This window comes from Pseudomonas sp. 382, assembly GCF_002759075.1.
Lineage (GTDB): Bacteria > Pseudomonadota > Gammaproteobacteria > Pseudomonadales > Pseudomonadaceae > Aquipseudomonas > Aquipseudomonas vlassakiae.
This window is the reverse complement of the sequence record NZ_PEMX01000058.1, coordinates 1-16,089: the sequence shown is the minus strand read 5'-3', so window position 1 is coordinate 16,089 and position 16,089 is coordinate 1. Positions and strand designations below refer to the sequence as shown.

Below are 16,089 nucleotides of genomic sequence, written 5' to 3'. Positions count from 1 at the left end.
CGCGTCGGCGAGGATCGTGGTCAGCAACAGGTTCTTGTCTTTGGCCGGGTCGCCCGATTTCAGATGCGCGAAATGCCGAGTGAAGCCCGTCCATTCGTCCACCTCCAGCAGCAGTTCGGTGATCTTGGGGTTTGGGGAGAAATGGAACCAAAAACCAACGTAAGCTCTGAATCCCACCGTAAAGGGGCTTTCCGATCTCCAGCTCACCCGCCAGGCATTACTCTCTGATCAGTGCCTCGATGATCGGGCAGATCGTTCCGCCGTCTCCCGCATCACATTGCTGCACCAGTTCGCCTAACAGTTGCTGCATGACGACCAAGTCGGCCATCTTCTGCTCGATCAACGCGAGCTTGCGTGCAGCCCGTGCTCGCGTTTCGGCACAGGCGCACGACTCATCCAGCGTCAGCAGTCCACCGACTTCCGAGAGCGTGAAACCCAGCGCCTGAGCCCGCTTGATGAAACGCAGTCGCTTCACCATGTCCACCGGATAGCGCCGATGGCCACCCAAGGGTTTGGCTGGTTCATCCAGCAGCCCGCGTCGCTGGTAGTAGCGGATCGTCTCGACGTTCACCCCGGCGGCGTCTGCCAGCTTGCCAATGGTCAGCTCTGTGGCCATCACTTTCTCCTTGATTCCGTACTTTGGTACGGAGTTTAGAATAGCACCTAGGCAATCAGGCTCAGGAGATGGGAATGGGGATGCAACTCACCGGGAAAGGCTCGCTGGTCGCGAGTTCGCTGACCGCCATCGGTGCGTCGGTGTGCTGTGTCGGGCCACTGGTGCTGTTGGCACTCGGTGTCGGCGGTACGTGGGTGGGCGCTCTGACCATGATGGAGCCACTACGCCCCCTCTTCATCGGGTTGACTCTACTGTTCCTGGGATTGGCATTCCGCAAGCTCTACCTGGTGCCACAGGTTTGTACGCCAGGTACACCCTGCGCCGATCCGCGCACGCTCGTGCGACAGCGACTCGTGTTCTGGATCGTCAGCGTGCTGCTGCTCGGCCTATTGGCCGTGCCGTGGCTCGCCCCGCTGTTCTACTGAAGGAGATTAACCATGCGCAAACTGCTGATCGCCGTGCTTTTCGCCTTGCCCTTCGTGGCGCTGGCGGCTCCCCCGAAAACCGTCACGCTCGACGTGCAGAACATGACGTGCGGACTCTGTCCGATCACGGTCAAGAAGTCGCTGGAGAAGGTGTCCGGCGTGAGTGACGTCCAGGTCAATTTCGACCAGAAGACGGCGACCGTCACCTACGATCCCGATAAGGCCCAGCCCGAGGCACTGACTGAGGCGACCGCGAACGCGGGATACCCCTCCACAGTGCAGAAGTGAGGTCACGATGAGCGCCATTGTCCTTGAGTCCGTGCTGACTTGCCCGCGCTGCGGCTTCGCCAAGCCGGAAACCATGCCCACGGACGCCTGCCAGTTCTATTACGAGTGCAGCAACTGCAAGGCGCTGCTGCGCCCCAACCCAGGGGATTGCTGCGTTTTCTGTTCGTTCGGCTCGGTGAAGTGCCCGCCGATCCAGCAGCAGCTTGGGTGTTGCTCATAGCGTTTAGGGGGATCACAGGTCGTCGTCTGGATTACGCAGTGGCCGCAGCTCGCCGCGCGCAACTTCTTCCGGTACCGCAAAGGAATACCGCCCGAGCATGTTGATGTGCTCGTAGATCAGCGGCGATAGCCGGGCCAAATCCTCTTCCAGCACTGGATAGCCGTGCTGCTTGAGCCGTTCCACGGCCGCCGTCATGTAGAGGGTGTTCCACAGCACGATGATGTTCACCACCAGGCCCAGAGCACCGAGCTGGTCTTCCTGGCCTTCGCGGTAGCGCTGGCGGAGCTCGCCGCGTTTGCCGTGGAACACGGCGCGGGCCAGGCTGTGCCGGCCTTCGCCTCGGTTCAACTGGGTCAGGGTGGCGCGGCGCTTGGACTCGTCGTCGATATAGGTCAACGTGTGCAGAGTCTTTTCGATCCGCCCGAATTCGGCCAGCGCCTGGGCCAGCCGGGTGGGTCTATCTCCCGTTTGCAGCGTGCGCATGATGCCAGTCGCCGGCACCCGGCCGAGTTTGAGCGAGCCGGCCAGGCGCAGCAGGTCGTCCCAGTGCTCGGCGATCAGGTCGAGTTTGACCGACTGGCGGGCCAGCCCGTTGAGCTTGCCGTAGTCCGCGTCCGGGCGCGTGCGCCAGAAGCGGGTACCGCCGACATCGGCCAGCCGCGGACTGAAGTGGTAGCCAAGTAGGCGGAAGAGCCCGAACACCACATCGCTGTAGGCCCCGGTGTCGGTCATGATTTGCGTCGGCTGCAACTCGGTCTGCTGTTCCAGCACGACCGCCAGCAACACCAGGCTGTCGCGCAGCGTGCCGGGCACGGTGATGGCGTTGAGGCCGGAGAATTGGTCGGAAATCAGGTTGTACCAGGTGACACCCCGGCCGGTGCCGAAATACTTCGGATTGGGGCCGGCATGCACGGTGCGCACCGGTACGACGAAGCGCATGCCATCGGCGGAGGCGACCTCGCCGCCACCCCAGACTTGGGCCAGTTCCAGTTGGCTTTGCGCTCCGACCAGGATGGCGTTAGCCGCTGACAGGGTGTCGTCGCGGATATAATTCTGGCTGACCCAGGACAGCCGGTCACGGCGCAGCGCCGGGTTGTCGGTGCGGATCAAGGGCTCCAGGCCGGTGTTGCAGGCCCCGCCCAACAGCACCGCGCAGAGGCTGGTGACCAGGTTGTCGGCGCGTGCATTGCGTTCGGAGACATGGGTGAAGGCCTCGGAAAAGCCAGTGCGGGCGGCGATTTCCAAGAGGATTTCCGGCAGATCGACACGCGGCATCAGGTCAGACACGGCCGCCCGCAGTTGCAGCAACGAGCAGGGCTCGTCCAGCTTGTCCAGCGCCCCGAGCGACAGTTCGGTCTTGCCCTCGGTGTTCTCGCTCAGTTGAATCGCCGGGTTGTCGGGCAGGCGCGCGGCTACTGCCAGCCAGGTTGCATCCAGCTCGACGGACAAGGCGTCCAGGGTGGTTTTGGCGTCGATGGTCAGGCCCAGTGACCGGCAGATGATCGGTCGCGCCGCCAGCCATTCGGCACCGTCGAGCAGGCCAAGGCGCGGGTCGGCATAGCGCCAACTGGGCGAGACGAAGACATCGCGGCGGCGCAGGGCCGTGCGCAGCGCATCGAGCGTGCAGAACACATAGGCACCCATGTCGAGGGAGCCATCTTCGCGGGTGATGTGCTTCTGCCAAGCCTTGGCCACGATCTCCTGCGGCGCGTCATCCTCTGGCTTCCGGCGCGGCAGGTTCAGTTGCAGCCACTCCAGACTAGCCGCCACGCCCTTGCCGGCCGGGCTGAAGCCGAAGCGGATGTGCTTGAGCAGGTCGGGCAGGAAGCGGCGCACGCTGCGGTAGCGCGCTTCCAATGCAAGAAAATAGACGTCATCTACCGGGCGGATCAGCGCGTTGACCTCTTCCAGGGCCTTTTCCAGGGTGGTCCTCGGCAGGTCGTTGAACAGCCGGGCGCGCACGTTGTCATCGCTGATCGAGCTGTCCAGCACGACCTTGCACGCGGCGGCGAGCGTCGCGGCCGACCGATCCAGGTCTTTCAGGCTGCGCATGCGGGCTTTCTTGTCGGCCTTCTCCGCGTTGCTGAACAGGTCGCGCAGCAAGGCCTCCAGGACTTCCAGTGCGTCGTCGTGCGCAGTCGCCTCCAGGCAGAGTGCGAAGGCCACCAGTGTCGCCATCCGCCGCGACGCCGGCAGCCGATTAATCGCGGTGACCTTGGCCGTGTTGGCGAAGCGGGCCAGGGCGGCGATACGGCTGGGAGGGATGTGCGCCGCCGCCGGCAAGGTGATGCCGATGCCGCGCACGTCATCGAGCCGGCGCAGTGCCCGAATCAACGCGGGGCCACTGACCATGACCGGGCCGGAGCGCAATTGATCCAGCCGGGAGCTGCGGTTGCCTTCGGCCACCGTCAGCAAGTCTTGCAGTTGCAATCGCTGTTCCTCAGTCACGCTGCGGCCCAGCGTAAACCAGAGGCGTTCTTCGACCCGACTGCGCAACTGGGCGATAAAGCGCTCTAGTTGAGACACACCAGGCAGGAGGACTTTCTGTGTGAACAGCCACGAGGTGGCTCGCTCAAACAGCACTCCCGGCCGGTCGGTGCCCGTCCAGCAGAGGGCATACAGCCAGCGGCTCAAGCGAAAGCCGATGCCCGGATCGGTGAAATGACGATAGCCAAAGCGGTTCTGAATATCGGTGGCATGTATCCAGCGGCGATGATCGCTATAGCGCTGGAGGCAGTCGGGGTCTGGAATCGCCAGTTGTCGGCAAAGCACCTGCAGGACTTCCACCGGCACGGCGGCGGGCTTGTCCGGCAGAACGCCAACGAAGCGGACGGTGGTCAGCAGAACGGCATAACCCAGACGGTTATGGCTACCCCGCAGCACCTGGATGGCTTCACGGTCTTCATCGCTCAGGTGGAAGTAACGTTCCAGCTCTTCACGGCTGGGCGAATCAACATAGCGGCCAAAACCGTCGCGTTGCTCTTGAGTCAGAAAACCGACCGGCATTGATCACAGCACCTCGACGCAGAACACGGCGGGCGTGACGATCCGCGTGCGTTCGATGTGCCCGCGTTGCAGCAGGCCGGCGCGGCGATCACCGGTTACCAGGTAGTCCGCATCGCCCGCCAAGGCCATGGCCAGCAAAAACGAGTCATCCGGATCATCGGCTTCGACCTCGATGGTCAGGCGCTCCAGTACCACAGCCCGTTGCAGGTTATTGATCATGGCGCCCACCTTGGCGGGCTGTAGGATGGCCTGAAGCTTGGGATAGCGGCTGGCTCGACGAATTTCATCGAGTTGCATCCGCGAGGTCACCACCTCGAAACGCGCCGCCCGCCAGGCACGGTAGATCGCATCGGGCGCGCCATGTGGCGAGATCAGGGCGCTGAACAGGATGTTGGTATCCAACACGACCCGCATCAGCGCTTACGTGCCCAGTCGAGCGCTTCGTCAACCGCGTTGGTCAATTCTGCCTCACTCAGATGGGCGTTAGCGGCCTTGGCCTGCTCAGCGCTCAGCTCCAGGATGTGTGCCCGTACCGCTTCTTCGATGAAGCGCGACAGGTCGCCCTTACGGCCGCCGCCCTGGCTGGCCAGAAACATCCGAAGCGACTGGTCGGTGTCGGCCGAGACGGCGACATTCCAGCGAATGGTATTCATAGCGTTCTCCGCTAATAGGTGTTTGTGTGTTTATACGCCAATCACAAAGGGCGATGCAATGGTTCGACAAAACGATGGTTTTCCCGAACTAACCAGACGCCACAAGGGTTTGCGGGCAGGCGCTGGGCTTAAGTGCACTTTCTGTTCCGTTGCTCCCCAAACCCCCTCGACCGGCCTCTCATTGGACAGCACGACATTCGGTGCCGTTAGCCAGTGGAGCGCACCTCCTAGATCCCCATCGTACAGCTCCAATAGCGCATCGAGGATCTCGATAAGACGACAGAACACCTCACCAGCCTGTATAGACATCACGGCACTGCCGGGGGACGCAGTGATCCACTGCGCGATCTGCGCTGGCGATCGCTCCAACTCGCTTGCCAAATCGGAGATCAACGACACCGGCAGGCCCGCCAGTACGGCGACGTGCAGATAGTAGTGGCCTCTCGGCAAATCCAGTTTTTCGCGGAGCCTTTCCATAACTGCCTCCAGGATAATTGGCCATTTGATAATGTCATCTTGGCCCCGAGTTTGCGCATGATGGTCTCGAACCATCCGCACCGTAGCTTCGAGAGAGAGCGAATGAACACTATCTGAAGGCTACTCGGCAGTGCGAGAGGGCTTTGGCAGTGACGCTTTGATCGGTGTTATTATTGAAACCTGCCCAAGAGCTTCCTCTCCCGGGTGCGTGTACCGGTGATGAAACTTGGTTTGAGGCGGTCTCGTTGAGGCCGCCTTTGTCGCTTCTGGGAGAGCCCCCAGTACTAAGCAGCCGTTATGCGTCGAAGCGCAAAGCCTCGACCAAAGCTGTTCGCAGGCCCTCTAACTCGGCATTTCTCCAATCTTATGAACTCGCGCTGGGTACGGACGGCGGGAATTATCTGCAATTATCTCGGCATAGATAATTGATCAATATTTAGCCGCCACTACTGAGCAGCGCCTCTCAAAGTTAATCCTTTAGATACAGCAGGTTACAGAACGAATGTCCTAATTTTTGCCTTATCTCGGCATGCCCCCTAATGCGGAAAATGGCTGCTGCGAGGTGCTCGCGGCGGCCAAAAACGGAGAACTGAGCGGGTTACCTGGTCGATTTTGATCGACGGCCCGCTTTCAAAAGCAGCAAGGGCTGAAGTCGACCGGAAATACAGGGTTACTTCAGACCTTCCTTAGGTAGCGGCCATTGCTGCGAGTGAACAACGCGCCAACTTCCGTTCGACAGACATTCACGGCGATCGCCAGGCAAAACAGCGGGAACGAGAGGCGTCCCAGAATGAACAGGTTATCCAGTGATGGCCATGCCAGACGCATGTGGTCGAGCACCATCGTGAGCAGGGCGATCCACTTGATGAGGTCCTGTCCGTTGTGTCGTTCAACCCGCGAAGGTGGTGATTCGTACGCGCTCAACTCAGGTTCTCCAGGATGAGAATCGCAAGGACCAGATACCGTCCGCCCTTGGCGAGCGTGACGATCAGGACGAACCGCCAGAGCGGCTCTTTCATCACGCCGGCGATCACGGTTAGCGGGTCTCCAATGATGGGTACCCAACTGAGCAGCAGCGACCAGTACCCGTAACGTTCATAGGAGGCTTTGGCTTTTTCGAAGGCCGCTTGCTTTACCGGAAACCAGCGCTTTTCGCGATAAGCCTCGATACCTCGTCCCAGCAGCCAGTTCACAACCGATCCGAGTACGTTGCCTGTGGTGGCCACCACCAGCAGGATGGCTGTGGAAAAACGCTCGGATATCAGCAGTCCGCCCAGCACTGCCTCCGATTGCATGGGCAGCAGGGTTGCCGCGCCGAATGCAGCCAGAAACAGGCCGAGGTAACCGCCGTACTCAAACATTCAACAACCGAGCACCGTGCCTACAGGTATTTGGTGATTTGCTTGAATTCGTCCAGTGCCGAACGGTCGCCCTTGCTCAGGGCTGTCACCGAGTCTTCCAGGCAATGGTCGATGTGGTCCTGGATCAGTGTCCGCTTCGCCTGGCACACGGCCTTTTCAACAGCATGGAGCTGCTGGGCGATGTCCACGCATTCACGTCCTTCATCGATCATGGTGATGATGCTGCGCAGGTGGCCGTCCGCTCGCTTGAGGCGTTTGATGATGGCGTCGTGAGTCTGGTGGGTATGAGCGTGACCATGCGGTTGGTCGTGAACGTGTTCTGACATGACTTGAGTCTCAGACGGCGATACTTTACGCTCTGCATGCTATCCCCCTGGGGGGGTTGGGTCAAACGCGCTATTTCACACCGTGTTTCAACCGGATAAGCATTGGGATGTCTCGTCGTTTTCTTTCAGCGACCATGATCGTGGCTTTGGCAATGGCCTTTCTGCTGGCCTGGACCGGTCATGCCTATTCACTTTCCGTCCTCTCGCAAATCACGGCAAAGAGCGCCCAGAGCCTGACTCATGATCACTCCCACGACTCGTCCCTGAGTTGTGCGCAGTGCTCTGATCACTACCACTCCCCCCTGACGCCCGATCACCAGCACGAAACGCCTCAGATACCAGCTGCAATCCACTTCTCCAGTCATTTCGAAGCCTCGGTACACCTGGCCATGCTGGGCGATTCCGTGCCTTGGCCCCCCATCTTCCGTATCGAACGCCCACCCCGTCCTGTGCTTGCTTCCTGACCAAGGCCGCTCTGCGGCCAACAATCACTGCAAGAAAGGATTGATCCATGCATTCGCACTCCCTAAAGGGTGGGGGCCTGTTCGCCATGCGTTCACGCCACCTGTTGTATCTGCTGTTCCTGCTCGTCGCCTCGCTGTTCATCGGCATGCCAGAAGCTCTGGCCCATGCCGTGGCCGAGGGTGACAAGGGCTTCATCCAGGAAAGCACCGGGGTCATGCTGATCCCCTTCATCTACATGGGCGCCAAGCACATGGTCACGGGATACGACCATCTGCTGTTCCTGTTCGGCGTCATCTTCTTCCTCTACCGGCTGAAGGATGTCGGCCTGTACGTCACGCTGTTTGCGGTCGGCCATTCGGTGACGCTGCTGATCGGCGTGCTGACGGAAGTCAGCATCAGCTCGTACGTCATCGACGCAATCATCGGTTTCTCGGTGGTGTACAAGGCCCTGGATAACCTGGGCGCCTTCCAGCGCTGGTTCGGCTATCAGCCGAACACCAAGGCCGCCACGCTGATTTTCGGCCTGCTGCACGGCTTCGGCCTGGCAACCAAGATCCAGGAATACGAGATCTCTCCCGATGGGCTGATCCCCAACCTGATCGCCTTCAACGTAGGGGTGGAGATCGGTCAGCTGATGGCGTTGAGCGCCATTCTGATCCTGATGGGCTTCTGGAGGCAGACCCCAAGCTTCTGGCGTCATGCCTATACCGCCAACGTCGCAATGATGAGTGCTGGTTTCCTGTTGATGGGTTACCAGATCTCCGGCCTGTTTCTGACCGCTTAAGGACTCCTGATCATGTTCAATTCTCCACTCCCATCGGCAAGCGAATTGCCGAGCAGCCGCCAACTCGTTCGTTCCACCGTCATTGCCCTGGCTGTCGCCATGGGCCTGCTGGTCACCGTGGTGATGCCTTCGGAATACGCGGTCGACCCGACCGGCCTGGGCCGCGCCATGGGCCTGACGCAAATGGGCGAGATCAAGATCACCCTCGCTGCCGAGGCTTTGGCTGACGAGGCTGCGTCGAAAGCGGCAGCTGCTCCGGCCCCAGCTCCTGTCGTTGCTGCTGCACCGGCACCTGCACCGGTAGCGCCACCCGTACAGCAAGTGGCAGCAGCCCCTCAGCCCGCGGCTCCCGTATCCAGCAAACCTGCTGCCAACGCCAAGTCCGATCAGGTCACCGTAACCCTGACGCCAGGCGAAGGTCGGGAGATCAAGCTGGAAATGCTCAAGGGCAGCACTGTGAGCTATGAATGGACCGCATCCGGCCCGGTCAACCACGACACCCACGGTGAGATCTACAACGCCGCCCAAGGCGATTTCCACAGCTACAGCAAAGGGCGTCAGGTGAAAGGCGACAAGGGCGACCTGACCGCGCTGTTCGATGGCACCCATGGCTGGTTCTGGCGTAACCGCACCAACGCCGATGTCACCATCGTGCTGAACACGACTGGCGACTACCTGAACGTGAAGAAGTAATCCCGCCGGGGCGAACCTGTTGTTCGCCCCGACTTTTTGATCTCAATTGGAATAGCTGAAGATGACTACCAAAATCCTCAAATCGCTCGTTGTGCTGAGCTTCCTCGGCCTGTTGGCTGCCTGCGGTGGTACTGATACCGAATCGAAGTCTGGCGATGCGGGTCACGGCCACTCGCACGAGTGATGCAAACAGGGCCGCTAAAGCGGCCCTGTTTCTTTCTGGATTACGCGAAGATCATCGATAGAACCCGTGCAACGCGGGCTTTATGGCTTTGGCCATTTCCGGTGATCGTCATCGATGACGAACGAGTGCGCATGCGCATTGCCGTTGGCCACGTGCGGGTGGTCTTCCGGCAGGTCATCGTGATTGTGCGCTACCACGTCTTCCTCATACTCCGGGCGCCAGATCCGCTTGCTCACCAGCCAGGCTACGGCGGCAACCAGACTCAGTCCGATGAACGAAGCCGTCAGGCTGACGCTTGCCCCCAACCATCCCGCGAGCGGGTAGGTGATCAGCCAGCAGGCGTGTGAAAGGGCGAACTGGGCGGCGAACAGCGCAGGTCGATCCTGGGCTGAGGACGAGCGCCGCAGAATGCGTCCGGACGGTGTCTGTGCCAGGGAGTAGCCGGCACCCAACACCAGCCACAACAGGATCAGCGCCGGGTAACTGGAGACGAAGGTACCCAGGATCAAACCGGCTACCAGCACGGCACCGCCGGCCAGCATCGCCTTGCGATCGTCCAGTCGTTCCAGCAGCTTGGGCAGCATCAGGGCGACCACCATCGAGCCACCGCCGAAGGCCATCAAGGCCATGGCGGTAGAGCTCTGGGGCAGCGCGAACTTGGATTGCACCAGTACCACGGTGTTGACGATGACCATGGCGCTGGCGGCTGCGATCGTCAGGTTCAGTGCAAGAAGGCCACGCAGCCGCGGGGTGCGCAGGAAAATCCGCATGCCCTTGGTGGTGCGTTCATAGATGCTGCGTTTGGGTCCTCGTGCCGCCAGGGGCAGCACCACGGTACCGACCATCGCGGCGGACACCAGGAAGCCCACCACCGTGCCCGCGAACAGGCTGTGGAAGCTGACCACCGTAAGCAACAGCGCGGCCAGCATCGGACTGATCACGCTTTCCAGGTCATAGGCCAGGCGCGAAAGGGAAAGCGCCCGGGTGTACTCGCGCTCATCCGGCAGGATGTCAGGGATGGTGGCCTGGAAGGTTGGCGTAAACGCCGCAGAGGCCGACTGCAGCACGAAAATCAGCACGTACACCTGCCAGATCTCGGTGACGAAGGGCAGCATCAGCGCGACCGCTGCCCTGACCAGATCGAGGGTGACCAGCATCGCCTTGCGCGGCAGATGCTCGGCGAACGCGGCGGCAACCGGTGCAACGCCGATGTAAGCCGCCATCTTGATGGCGAGCGCGGTACCCAATACAGCTCCCGCCTGGGCGCCGGCCAGGTCGAATGCCAGAAGCCCGAGGGCAACCGTCGCCAGACCAGTGCCCACCAGGGCGATCACCTGGGCCAGAAAGAGGTGTCGATAAGTACGATTTTTTAGAACGGATAGCATGCGCTACCTCCGGGTAGTGCGGGTGATTCATGTTTCTAGCGTATCCCCCCTGGGGGGATACGGTCAACGTGAGTGAATCGAACCCTCATCCCGGCAGTGCATTTTCCTGAGAACAGAGCTAAAGTAGAGATTCATACATTTTATGTTTGATTCTCTACATGAAAAATTGGCTTCTTCTTGTGTTGGCACTCCCCACGGCCAACGCGACCGAACGTATGCGTGCCTGGCGGGCGTTGAAGGCTTGCGGCGCTGCCGTGCTGCGCGACGGTGTGTACCTGTTGCCTGAGCAGGACGCGGGCCGCGAGGCGTTCGAGTCCGTGGAGCGCGATGTGACGGTCAGCGGCGGCACTGCGTTTCTGCTGGCATTCCCGGACGAAGAAACTCGCTTCGCCGGCCTGTTCGACCGGAGTGAGGAGTACAGCAAGCTGCGCGACGAAGTCGCCGCGTGCAGGGAGGGACTGCTTCCCGAGAACGCCCTGCAGGTCGCTCGCCAGGTCAGAAAACTGCGCAAGAGCTTCGCCCAGTTGGCCCTGATCGACTTCTTCCCCGGCGTTGCGAAGCAGCAGACGGAGACCGCGCTGGAAGCGCTGGAGACGGCAATCAGCCGTGCCCTCTCACCTGATGAACCGCACATTCAGGATCATCCCGTCACGCTGCTGGACCACAGTCATTACCAGGGGCGTCGCTGGGCAACCCGTCGACGTCCCTGGGTCGACCGGCTGGCCTGTGCCTGGCTCATCCAGCGCTTCATCGACAGCGGCGCGGAAATCCTCTGGCTGGAATCCCCGAGCGACTGCCCCGCCGATGCACTGGGCTTTGACTTCGATGGCGCCGCGTTCAGCCATGTCGGGCACCGCGTCACCTTCGAAACCCTGATCGACAGCTTCGTGCTGCAGGCTCCAGGCCTTTCACGCATCGCCGCGCTGGTTCACTACCTCGATGTCGGTGGCAGCCAGCCTGCGGAAGCGTCCGGCATCGAGCGTGTCCTGGCGGGCCTGCGCGAGAGCATTACCGATGACAACCAACTGATGGCAGCGGCAAACGGCATCTTCGACGGGCTGCTGGCGGCCTTTGCCAACGAGGAAAACGGTCATGGCTGAAACGACGACGCTGGCCACGGGCGAAGCCCCCCTCAAGCCAGCGACCCCGGTGGGCTTGTTCGAAGCGTTGCTGTTCTGGCTGAAGATCGGCTTCATCAGCTTTGGCGGGCCGGCAGGACAGATCTCCATCCTCCACCAGGAGTTGGTGGAGCGTCGCCGCTGGATCAGCGAGAAGCGCTTTCTGCATGCCCTGAACTACTGCATGTTGCTGCCCGGGCCCGAGGCCCAGCAGCTCGCGACCTACATCGGTTGGTTGATGCACCGGACCTGGGGCGGGGTGATTGCTGGCGGGCTGTTCGTGCTGCCGTCGCTGTTCATCCTGATCGGGCTGTCGTGGGTCTATATCGAGTTCGGCAACGTTCCGGTGGTTGCCGGGATCTTCTATGGCATCAAGCCGGCGGTCACCGCGATCGTCGTTCATGCGTCGCACCGCATCGGTTCCCGGGCATTGAAGAATGGCTGGCTATGGGCGATCGCCGCAGCATCCTTCGTCGCCATTTTTGCCCTGAACGTCCCGTTCCCGCTGATCGTTCTGGCCGCTGCCGTGCTGGGCTACATCGGCGGAAAAGTGCTGCCGGACAAGTTCGTGACCGCTGGCAAGCATGGCTCCGGGAAGGCCAGTTACGGGCCTGCGCTGATCGATGACGATACACCGCCACCCGCGCATGCCCGTTTCCGCTGGAGCTATCTGCTCAAGCTGATCCTGATCGGTGCGGCGCTATGGATGCTCCCCATGGGGTTGCTGACCGTCATCTTCGGCTGGCAAGGCACTCTGACCCAGATGGGGTGGTTCTTCACCAAGGCTGCGTTGCTCACCTTCGGCGGTGCCTACGCGGTGTTGCCCTATGTCTACCAAGGTGCGGTCGGTCACTACGGCTGGCTGTCGCCCACGCAGATGATCGACGGCCTGGCCTTGGGGGAAACAACGCCGGGGCCGTTGATCATGGTGGTGACTTTCGTCGGCTTCATTGGCAGCTACATCCACCCGATGTTCGGCACCGACCATCCGTTCCTGGCGGGCGCGGTGGCGGCTGTGCTGGTCACCTGGTTCACCTTCCTGCCCTCGTTCCTGTTCATCCTTGCCGGCGGTCCGCTGGTGGAGTCGACGCACAACGAACTGAAGTTCACAGCGCCGCTGACCGGGATCACCGCCGCCGTGGTAGGTGTGATCCTGAATCTGGCGTTGTTCTTCGGTTACCACGTGCTCTGGCCCAACGGCTTTGGGGGAGGATTCGAGTGGGCCTCCGCACTTATCGCCGCGGCCGCCGCTATTGCCCTGTTCTACTTCAAGCGCGGTGTGATCCAGGTGCTGGTGATGAGTGCACTGGCGGGGCTGGCTGTCCAGCTGTCGATGCGTTGAGGAGGATGCCGCTTGAGGGTGATCCGGGGCAGGCGGTCAAGCGCCTGCCTCAAGATCGAGGGGGAAGGAGGAAGTAGAGAAACAGCACATCCATGAGCCTAGGATGGGCTTTTAGCGTTTTCCTTTTCTTTGGTCTCTGCCGGTTTGGCTTTGTCTGCGGTGTCTTTTTCACCCCAGAGGCGTTTCTGGTCCTCGCGGAATTTCTTGTTGAATTCGATCGAGCGGTCGTAGCCATCTTCGGCAAATACCGGTGTCGTCACACCAACAGCCAGTACACCGATGAGAAGCGCTTGGGTCAGTCGCATTTTCAGAAACTCCAGGGGTTTGGATCTCAATGGATCGTGAGATTTTCGATACCCCTGAAGCTTAAAGAAGCGTCTCTGACGACAACGTGAGGCGCGAATTACAATGTTGAAAGACGCCTTGGGCTCAGAGACGGTTCACCGGAAAACTCAGGTGGAACCAGGTAAAGCCCGAGCCCGTTATTTCTACCTTCGCCACGCCTTGGTGCAGGCTCATGATCGATCGCACGATGGCAAGCCCGAGGCCTGTGCCTCCCTCGCTGCGCGCACGCCCTTTGTCGACCCGATAGAAGCGTTCGAACAGATGAGGCAGGTGCTCTTCCGGAATACCTTGGCCTGGATTGCCTACGCTGAGCCTGATGTGCTCCTGCTCACGGTGAACCTTCACCACTACAGCCTGCCCTTGTGGGCAGTAGCGAATGGCGTTGGAGAGCAAATTGGACACTGCCCGTTGAATCATCAGGCGATTGCCTTGGATCACATCGACACTGCCTGACACATCGAGCCGAACGCCGCTCTCTTCGGCACTCAGGCTGAACAAGTCACTGACCCTCTGCACCTCGTCGACCAGTGCCACCGTCTCGAATTGCACCAAGGCTGCAGGCTGGCTGACATGTGCCAGGAAAAGCATGTCGGCCACCATGCTTTTCATGCGATCCAGCTCCTCGGCGCAGGATTCCAGCACCTCACGGTACTCCTCCGAGCTGCGTGGTCGTGACAGGGCCACCTGTGCTTTGCCCATCAGGTTAGTGAGCGGAGCACGCAACTCGTGGGACAGGTCGTCCGAGAACTGCGATAGCTGCTGCACGCCACCGTCCAGGCGGTGCAGCATAAAGTTGATGCCGTCCGCGAGCTCCAGCAGTTCGATCGGCAAGCGGTCGGTAGGCAGCCGATGCTGCATGTTGTCGGTGGAGATCTTCGACGCGACTTTCAGAAAGCGCGTAAGCGGCAGCAAGCCCCGGCGTACCGTCCACCAGGCCACGACCATGATCAGCGCCAGGATGAAGGGTGACGCCATCAGGGCCCAGCTCAGCATCGCCCGGAGCAATTCGGCATCGGAGGATTCATCCACGGTCATGTACACACCGACCTGGGTACCGTCAGCCAGACGCATGAGCTGGGAAACGCTGAGCATGGGCATGCCCAGTTCGTTGTTCCACTCGTAGAACTCCACTTGATCGTTGGCAGGAAAGCTGGTGAGTTCGGTGGTTATCTTTTTCGAGCCGATGGTCAGCAGGGGGATTCGGCTGTTTGCCGTATCGAAAATGCTGACGAACAGGTTGTTGTGGCCCATCGCAAGGTCGACCAACTGGTGGGAGTCTGCGGTGACCTCGGACAGATCCGCGACGGTCGATAGGTTATGGGCCATGCCACCCATCTTGGTGATCAGGCTGCTTTGCGTCGTGCGCTCCAGCGCCTGGCCGAGCATCAGGTAGCCCACGATAGAGAGCAGCACCAGCAGTATCACGCTCATCAAGCCGACTTTGAGTCCCAACCTGGCGGCCAGGCTGAAGCGCTTCATGAACGCTCCTCGATCACATAGCCCACACCGCGCAGGGTGTGGATAAGTTTGTTCTCGAACGGATCGTCGATCTTGGCGCGCAGGCGCCGGATCGCCACGTCGATCACGTTGGTATCGCAGTCGAAGTTCATGTCCCAGACCAGGGAAATGATCTGCGAGCGGGTCAGGGCTTCCCCTGGGTGGCTCATGAGCAGGCGCAACAGGGCGAATTCCTTGGTAGTCAGCTCGACGCGCAGGTCACCCCGGAACGCGCGGTGGCGACCCGGATCCAGCTCAAGGTCTGCGACCCGCAAGGTCGGGTGGTCCACCACCTTGTCGCCACGCCGCTGCAGCGAGCGGATGCGGGCAAGCAGTTCCGGAAACTCGAACGGCTTCACTAGATAGTCGTCGGCGCCGCCGTCCAGGCCCTTCAGCTTGTCGTGCAGGCGGCCACGACCGGTCAGCATGATGATGCGAACCCGACTGGTCTTGCGGATCGTGTCGAGCACGTCCCAGCCGTCCACCTTGGGCAGGTTCACATCCAGGATGACCAGGCCGTAGGTGTTGTGCTGGAACAGGTGCAGCGCATCGACACCATTACTTGCCCGGTCAACGATATAGCCACTTTCGGTAAGCCCTTGCTGAAGGTATTCGGCAGTTTTGGCTTCGTCTTCCACTACTAGAACACGCATTATTTGTTTATCTCAAATTAAAAAAGTATTCGGGTGTCAAATAAAAAAATATTCATTTATTTCTTGAAGTGTCATTGCCTCATGCACCGAACCAGCATGGTGATCATCGATGAATCAATCTTAAGGAAACTCCGAACAAGTTGCTCATCAGTCGGAAATGGGCGGCTTAGGGATGCCGAAAAGCCCGCTTTTCAGTCGCTGATTATTGGATAACCAAGGCAAAGCCTTGGTTATCCGGACTCACGGGCGCA

General features: G+C 60.5%; 19 protein-coding genes and 2 pseudogenes. 8 read left to right on the top strand and 13 right to left on the bottom strand.

Features of this window, described 5'->3' with window-relative positions; all coding sequences use genetic code 11:
• Positions 1-135, bottom strand: a pseudogene (locus tag CQW31_RS31060) (Tn3 family transposase); the annotation flags it as partial.
• A gap of 82 nt (positions 136-217) precedes the next feature.
• Positions 218-616: an Hg(II)-responsive transcriptional regulator gene (merR, locus tag CQW31_RS29645; RefSeq protein ID WP_003089120.1), complete on the bottom strand. Its 399-nt coding sequence runs from the start codon at positions 614-616 to the stop codon at positions 218-220.
• A gap of 74 nt (positions 617-690) precedes the next feature.
• On the opposite strand from merR, the gene CQW31_RS29640 reads away from it, so the two are divergent.
• Genes CQW31_RS29640 through CQW31_RS29630 form a run of 3 tightly spaced genes read left to right on the top strand, consistent with a single transcriptional unit; the run spans position 691 to position 1,549 of the window.
• Positions 691-1,041, top strand: coding sequence for a mercuric transporter MerT family protein (locus CQW31_RS29640; RefSeq protein ID WP_003089115.1), 351 nt, complete (start codon positions 691-693; stop codon positions 1,039-1,041).
• A gap of 12 nt (positions 1,042-1,053) precedes the next feature.
• A complete protein-coding gene (gene merP, locus CQW31_RS29635) occupies positions 1,054-1,329 on the top strand; it encodes a mercury resistance system periplasmic binding protein MerP (RefSeq protein ID WP_003150552.1) in 276 nt (91 codons plus the stop codon).
• Between the two features lie 7 nt (positions 1,330-1,336).
• Positions 1,337-1,549 carry a GDCCVxC domain-containing (seleno)protein gene (locus tag CQW31_RS29630; protein WP_003089113.1) on the top strand — a complete coding sequence of 71 codons (213 nt, stop codon included), beginning with the start codon at positions 1,337-1,339 and terminating at the stop codon, positions 1,547-1,549.
• Between the two features lie 12 nt (positions 1,550-1,561).
• On the opposite strand, the gene CQW31_RS29625 is transcribed toward CQW31_RS29630, so the two are convergent.
• The 7 genes and pseudogenes from CQW31_RS29625 to CQW31_RS29595 form a co-directional block, all read right to left on the bottom strand.
• Entirely contained in the window at positions 1,562-4,555 is a 2,994-nt protein-coding gene (locus tag CQW31_RS29625; protein WP_003089110.1) for a Tn3 family transposase, read from the bottom strand.
• 3 nt (positions 4,556-4,558) lie between these two features.
• Positions 4,559-4,969, bottom strand: coding sequence for a putative toxin-antitoxin system toxin component, PIN family (locus CQW31_RS29620; RefSeq protein WP_003150546.1), 411 nt, complete (start codon positions 4,967-4,969; stop codon positions 4,559-4,561).
• Complete coding sequence (locus tag CQW31_RS29615; protein WP_003089107.1) at positions 4,969-5,208, bottom strand: ribbon-helix-helix domain-containing protein; 240 nt, start codon at positions 5,206-5,208, stop codon at positions 4,969-4,971. Before CQW31_RS29615 ends, CQW31_RS29620 begins: the two co-directional genes overlap by 1 nt.
• Before the next feature lie 30 nt (positions 5,209-5,238).
• Complete coding sequence (locus CQW31_RS29610; RefSeq protein ID WP_003288519.1) at positions 5,239-5,685, bottom strand: hypothetical protein; 447 nt, start codon at positions 5,683-5,685, stop codon at positions 5,239-5,241.
• A 687-nt stretch (positions 5,686-6,372) separates the two neighbouring features.
• A pseudogene (locus tag CQW31_RS29605) lies at positions 6,373-6,609 on the bottom strand (TraX family protein); the annotation flags it as partial.
• The gene (locus tag CQW31_RS29600) at positions 6,606-7,046 is read right to left on the bottom strand and encodes a YqaA family protein (RefSeq protein ID WP_003089095.1); all 441 of its coding nucleotides are present in this window, start codon (positions 7,044-7,046) and stop codon (positions 6,606-6,608) included. The pseudogene CQW31_RS29605 and the gene CQW31_RS29600, both read right to left, overlap by 4 nt.
• Positions 7,047-7,066: 20 nt before the next feature.
• The gene (locus CQW31_RS29595) at positions 7,067-7,372 is read right to left on the bottom strand and encodes a metal-sensing transcriptional repressor (protein ID WP_003089094.1); all 306 of its coding nucleotides are present in this window, start codon (positions 7,370-7,372) and stop codon (positions 7,067-7,069) included.
• A 511-nt stretch (positions 7,373-7,883) separates the two neighbouring features.
• Here CQW31_RS29595 and CQW31_RS29585 point away from each other — a divergent pair.
• From CQW31_RS29585 to CQW31_RS31930, 3 genes are all read left to right on the top strand, one after another.
• Positions 7,884-8,621, top strand: coding sequence for a HupE/UreJ family protein (locus tag CQW31_RS29585; RefSeq protein ID WP_003089091.1), 738 nt, complete (start codon positions 7,884-7,886; stop codon positions 8,619-8,621).
• A 12-nt stretch (positions 8,622-8,633) separates the two neighbouring features.
• Positions 8,634-9,314 carry a hypothetical protein gene (locus CQW31_RS29580; RefSeq protein WP_003089089.1) on the top strand — a complete coding sequence of 227 codons (681 nt, stop codon included), beginning with the start codon at positions 8,634-8,636 and terminating at the stop codon, positions 9,312-9,314.
• A gap of 61 nt (positions 9,315-9,375) precedes the next feature.
• Positions 9,376-9,498: a hypothetical protein gene (locus tag CQW31_RS31930; RefSeq protein WP_016713062.1), complete on the top strand. Its 123-nt coding sequence runs from the start codon at positions 9,376-9,378 to the stop codon at positions 9,496-9,498.
• Positions 9,499-9,578: 80 nt separating this feature from the next.
• On the opposite strand, the gene CQW31_RS29575 is transcribed toward CQW31_RS31930, so the two are convergent.
• Positions 9,579-10,883: an MFS transporter gene (locus tag CQW31_RS29575; RefSeq protein ID WP_003089087.1), complete on the bottom strand. Its 1,305-nt coding sequence runs from the start codon at positions 10,881-10,883 to the stop codon at positions 9,579-9,581.
• Between the two features lie 158 nt (positions 10,884-11,041).
• On the opposite strand from CQW31_RS29575, the gene CQW31_RS29570 reads away from it, so the two are divergent.
• Positions 11,042-11,983 (top strand): chromate resistance protein ChrB domain-containing protein, encoded by a 942-nt coding sequence (locus CQW31_RS29570; RefSeq protein WP_023095846.1) that lies wholly within the window; start codon positions 11,042-11,044, stop codon positions 11,981-11,983.
• The gene (gene chrA / locus CQW31_RS29565; protein ID WP_016713063.1) at positions 11,976-13,343 is read left to right on the top strand and encodes a chromate efflux transporter; all 1,368 of its coding nucleotides are present in this window, start codon (positions 11,976-11,978) and stop codon (positions 13,341-13,343) included. Before CQW31_RS29570 ends, chrA begins: the two co-directional genes overlap by 8 nt.
• A 98-nt stretch (positions 13,344-13,441) precedes the next feature.
• Here the strand turns inward: chrA and CQW31_RS29560 are convergent, their stop codons facing one another.
• The 3 genes from CQW31_RS29560 to CQW31_RS29550 all read right to left on the bottom strand — a co-directional run bounded on the left by CQW31_RS29560 (position 13,442) and on the right by CQW31_RS29550 (position 15,838).
• Positions 13,442-13,648, bottom strand: a complete 207-nt coding sequence (locus CQW31_RS29560; protein ID WP_003089081.1) for a hypothetical protein — start codon at positions 13,646-13,648, stop codon at positions 13,442-13,444.
• Positions 13,649-13,772: 124 nt separating this feature from the next.
• Entirely contained in the window at positions 13,773-15,167 is a 1,395-nt protein-coding gene (locus tag CQW31_RS29555; protein WP_099816050.1) for a heavy metal sensor histidine kinase, read from the bottom strand.
• Entirely contained in the window at positions 15,164-15,838 is a 675-nt protein-coding gene (locus tag CQW31_RS29550; protein ID WP_003288515.1) for a heavy metal response regulator transcription factor, read from the bottom strand. Before CQW31_RS29550 ends, CQW31_RS29555 begins: the two co-directional genes overlap by 4 nt.
• Positions 15,839-16,089: the final 251 nt, after the last annotated feature.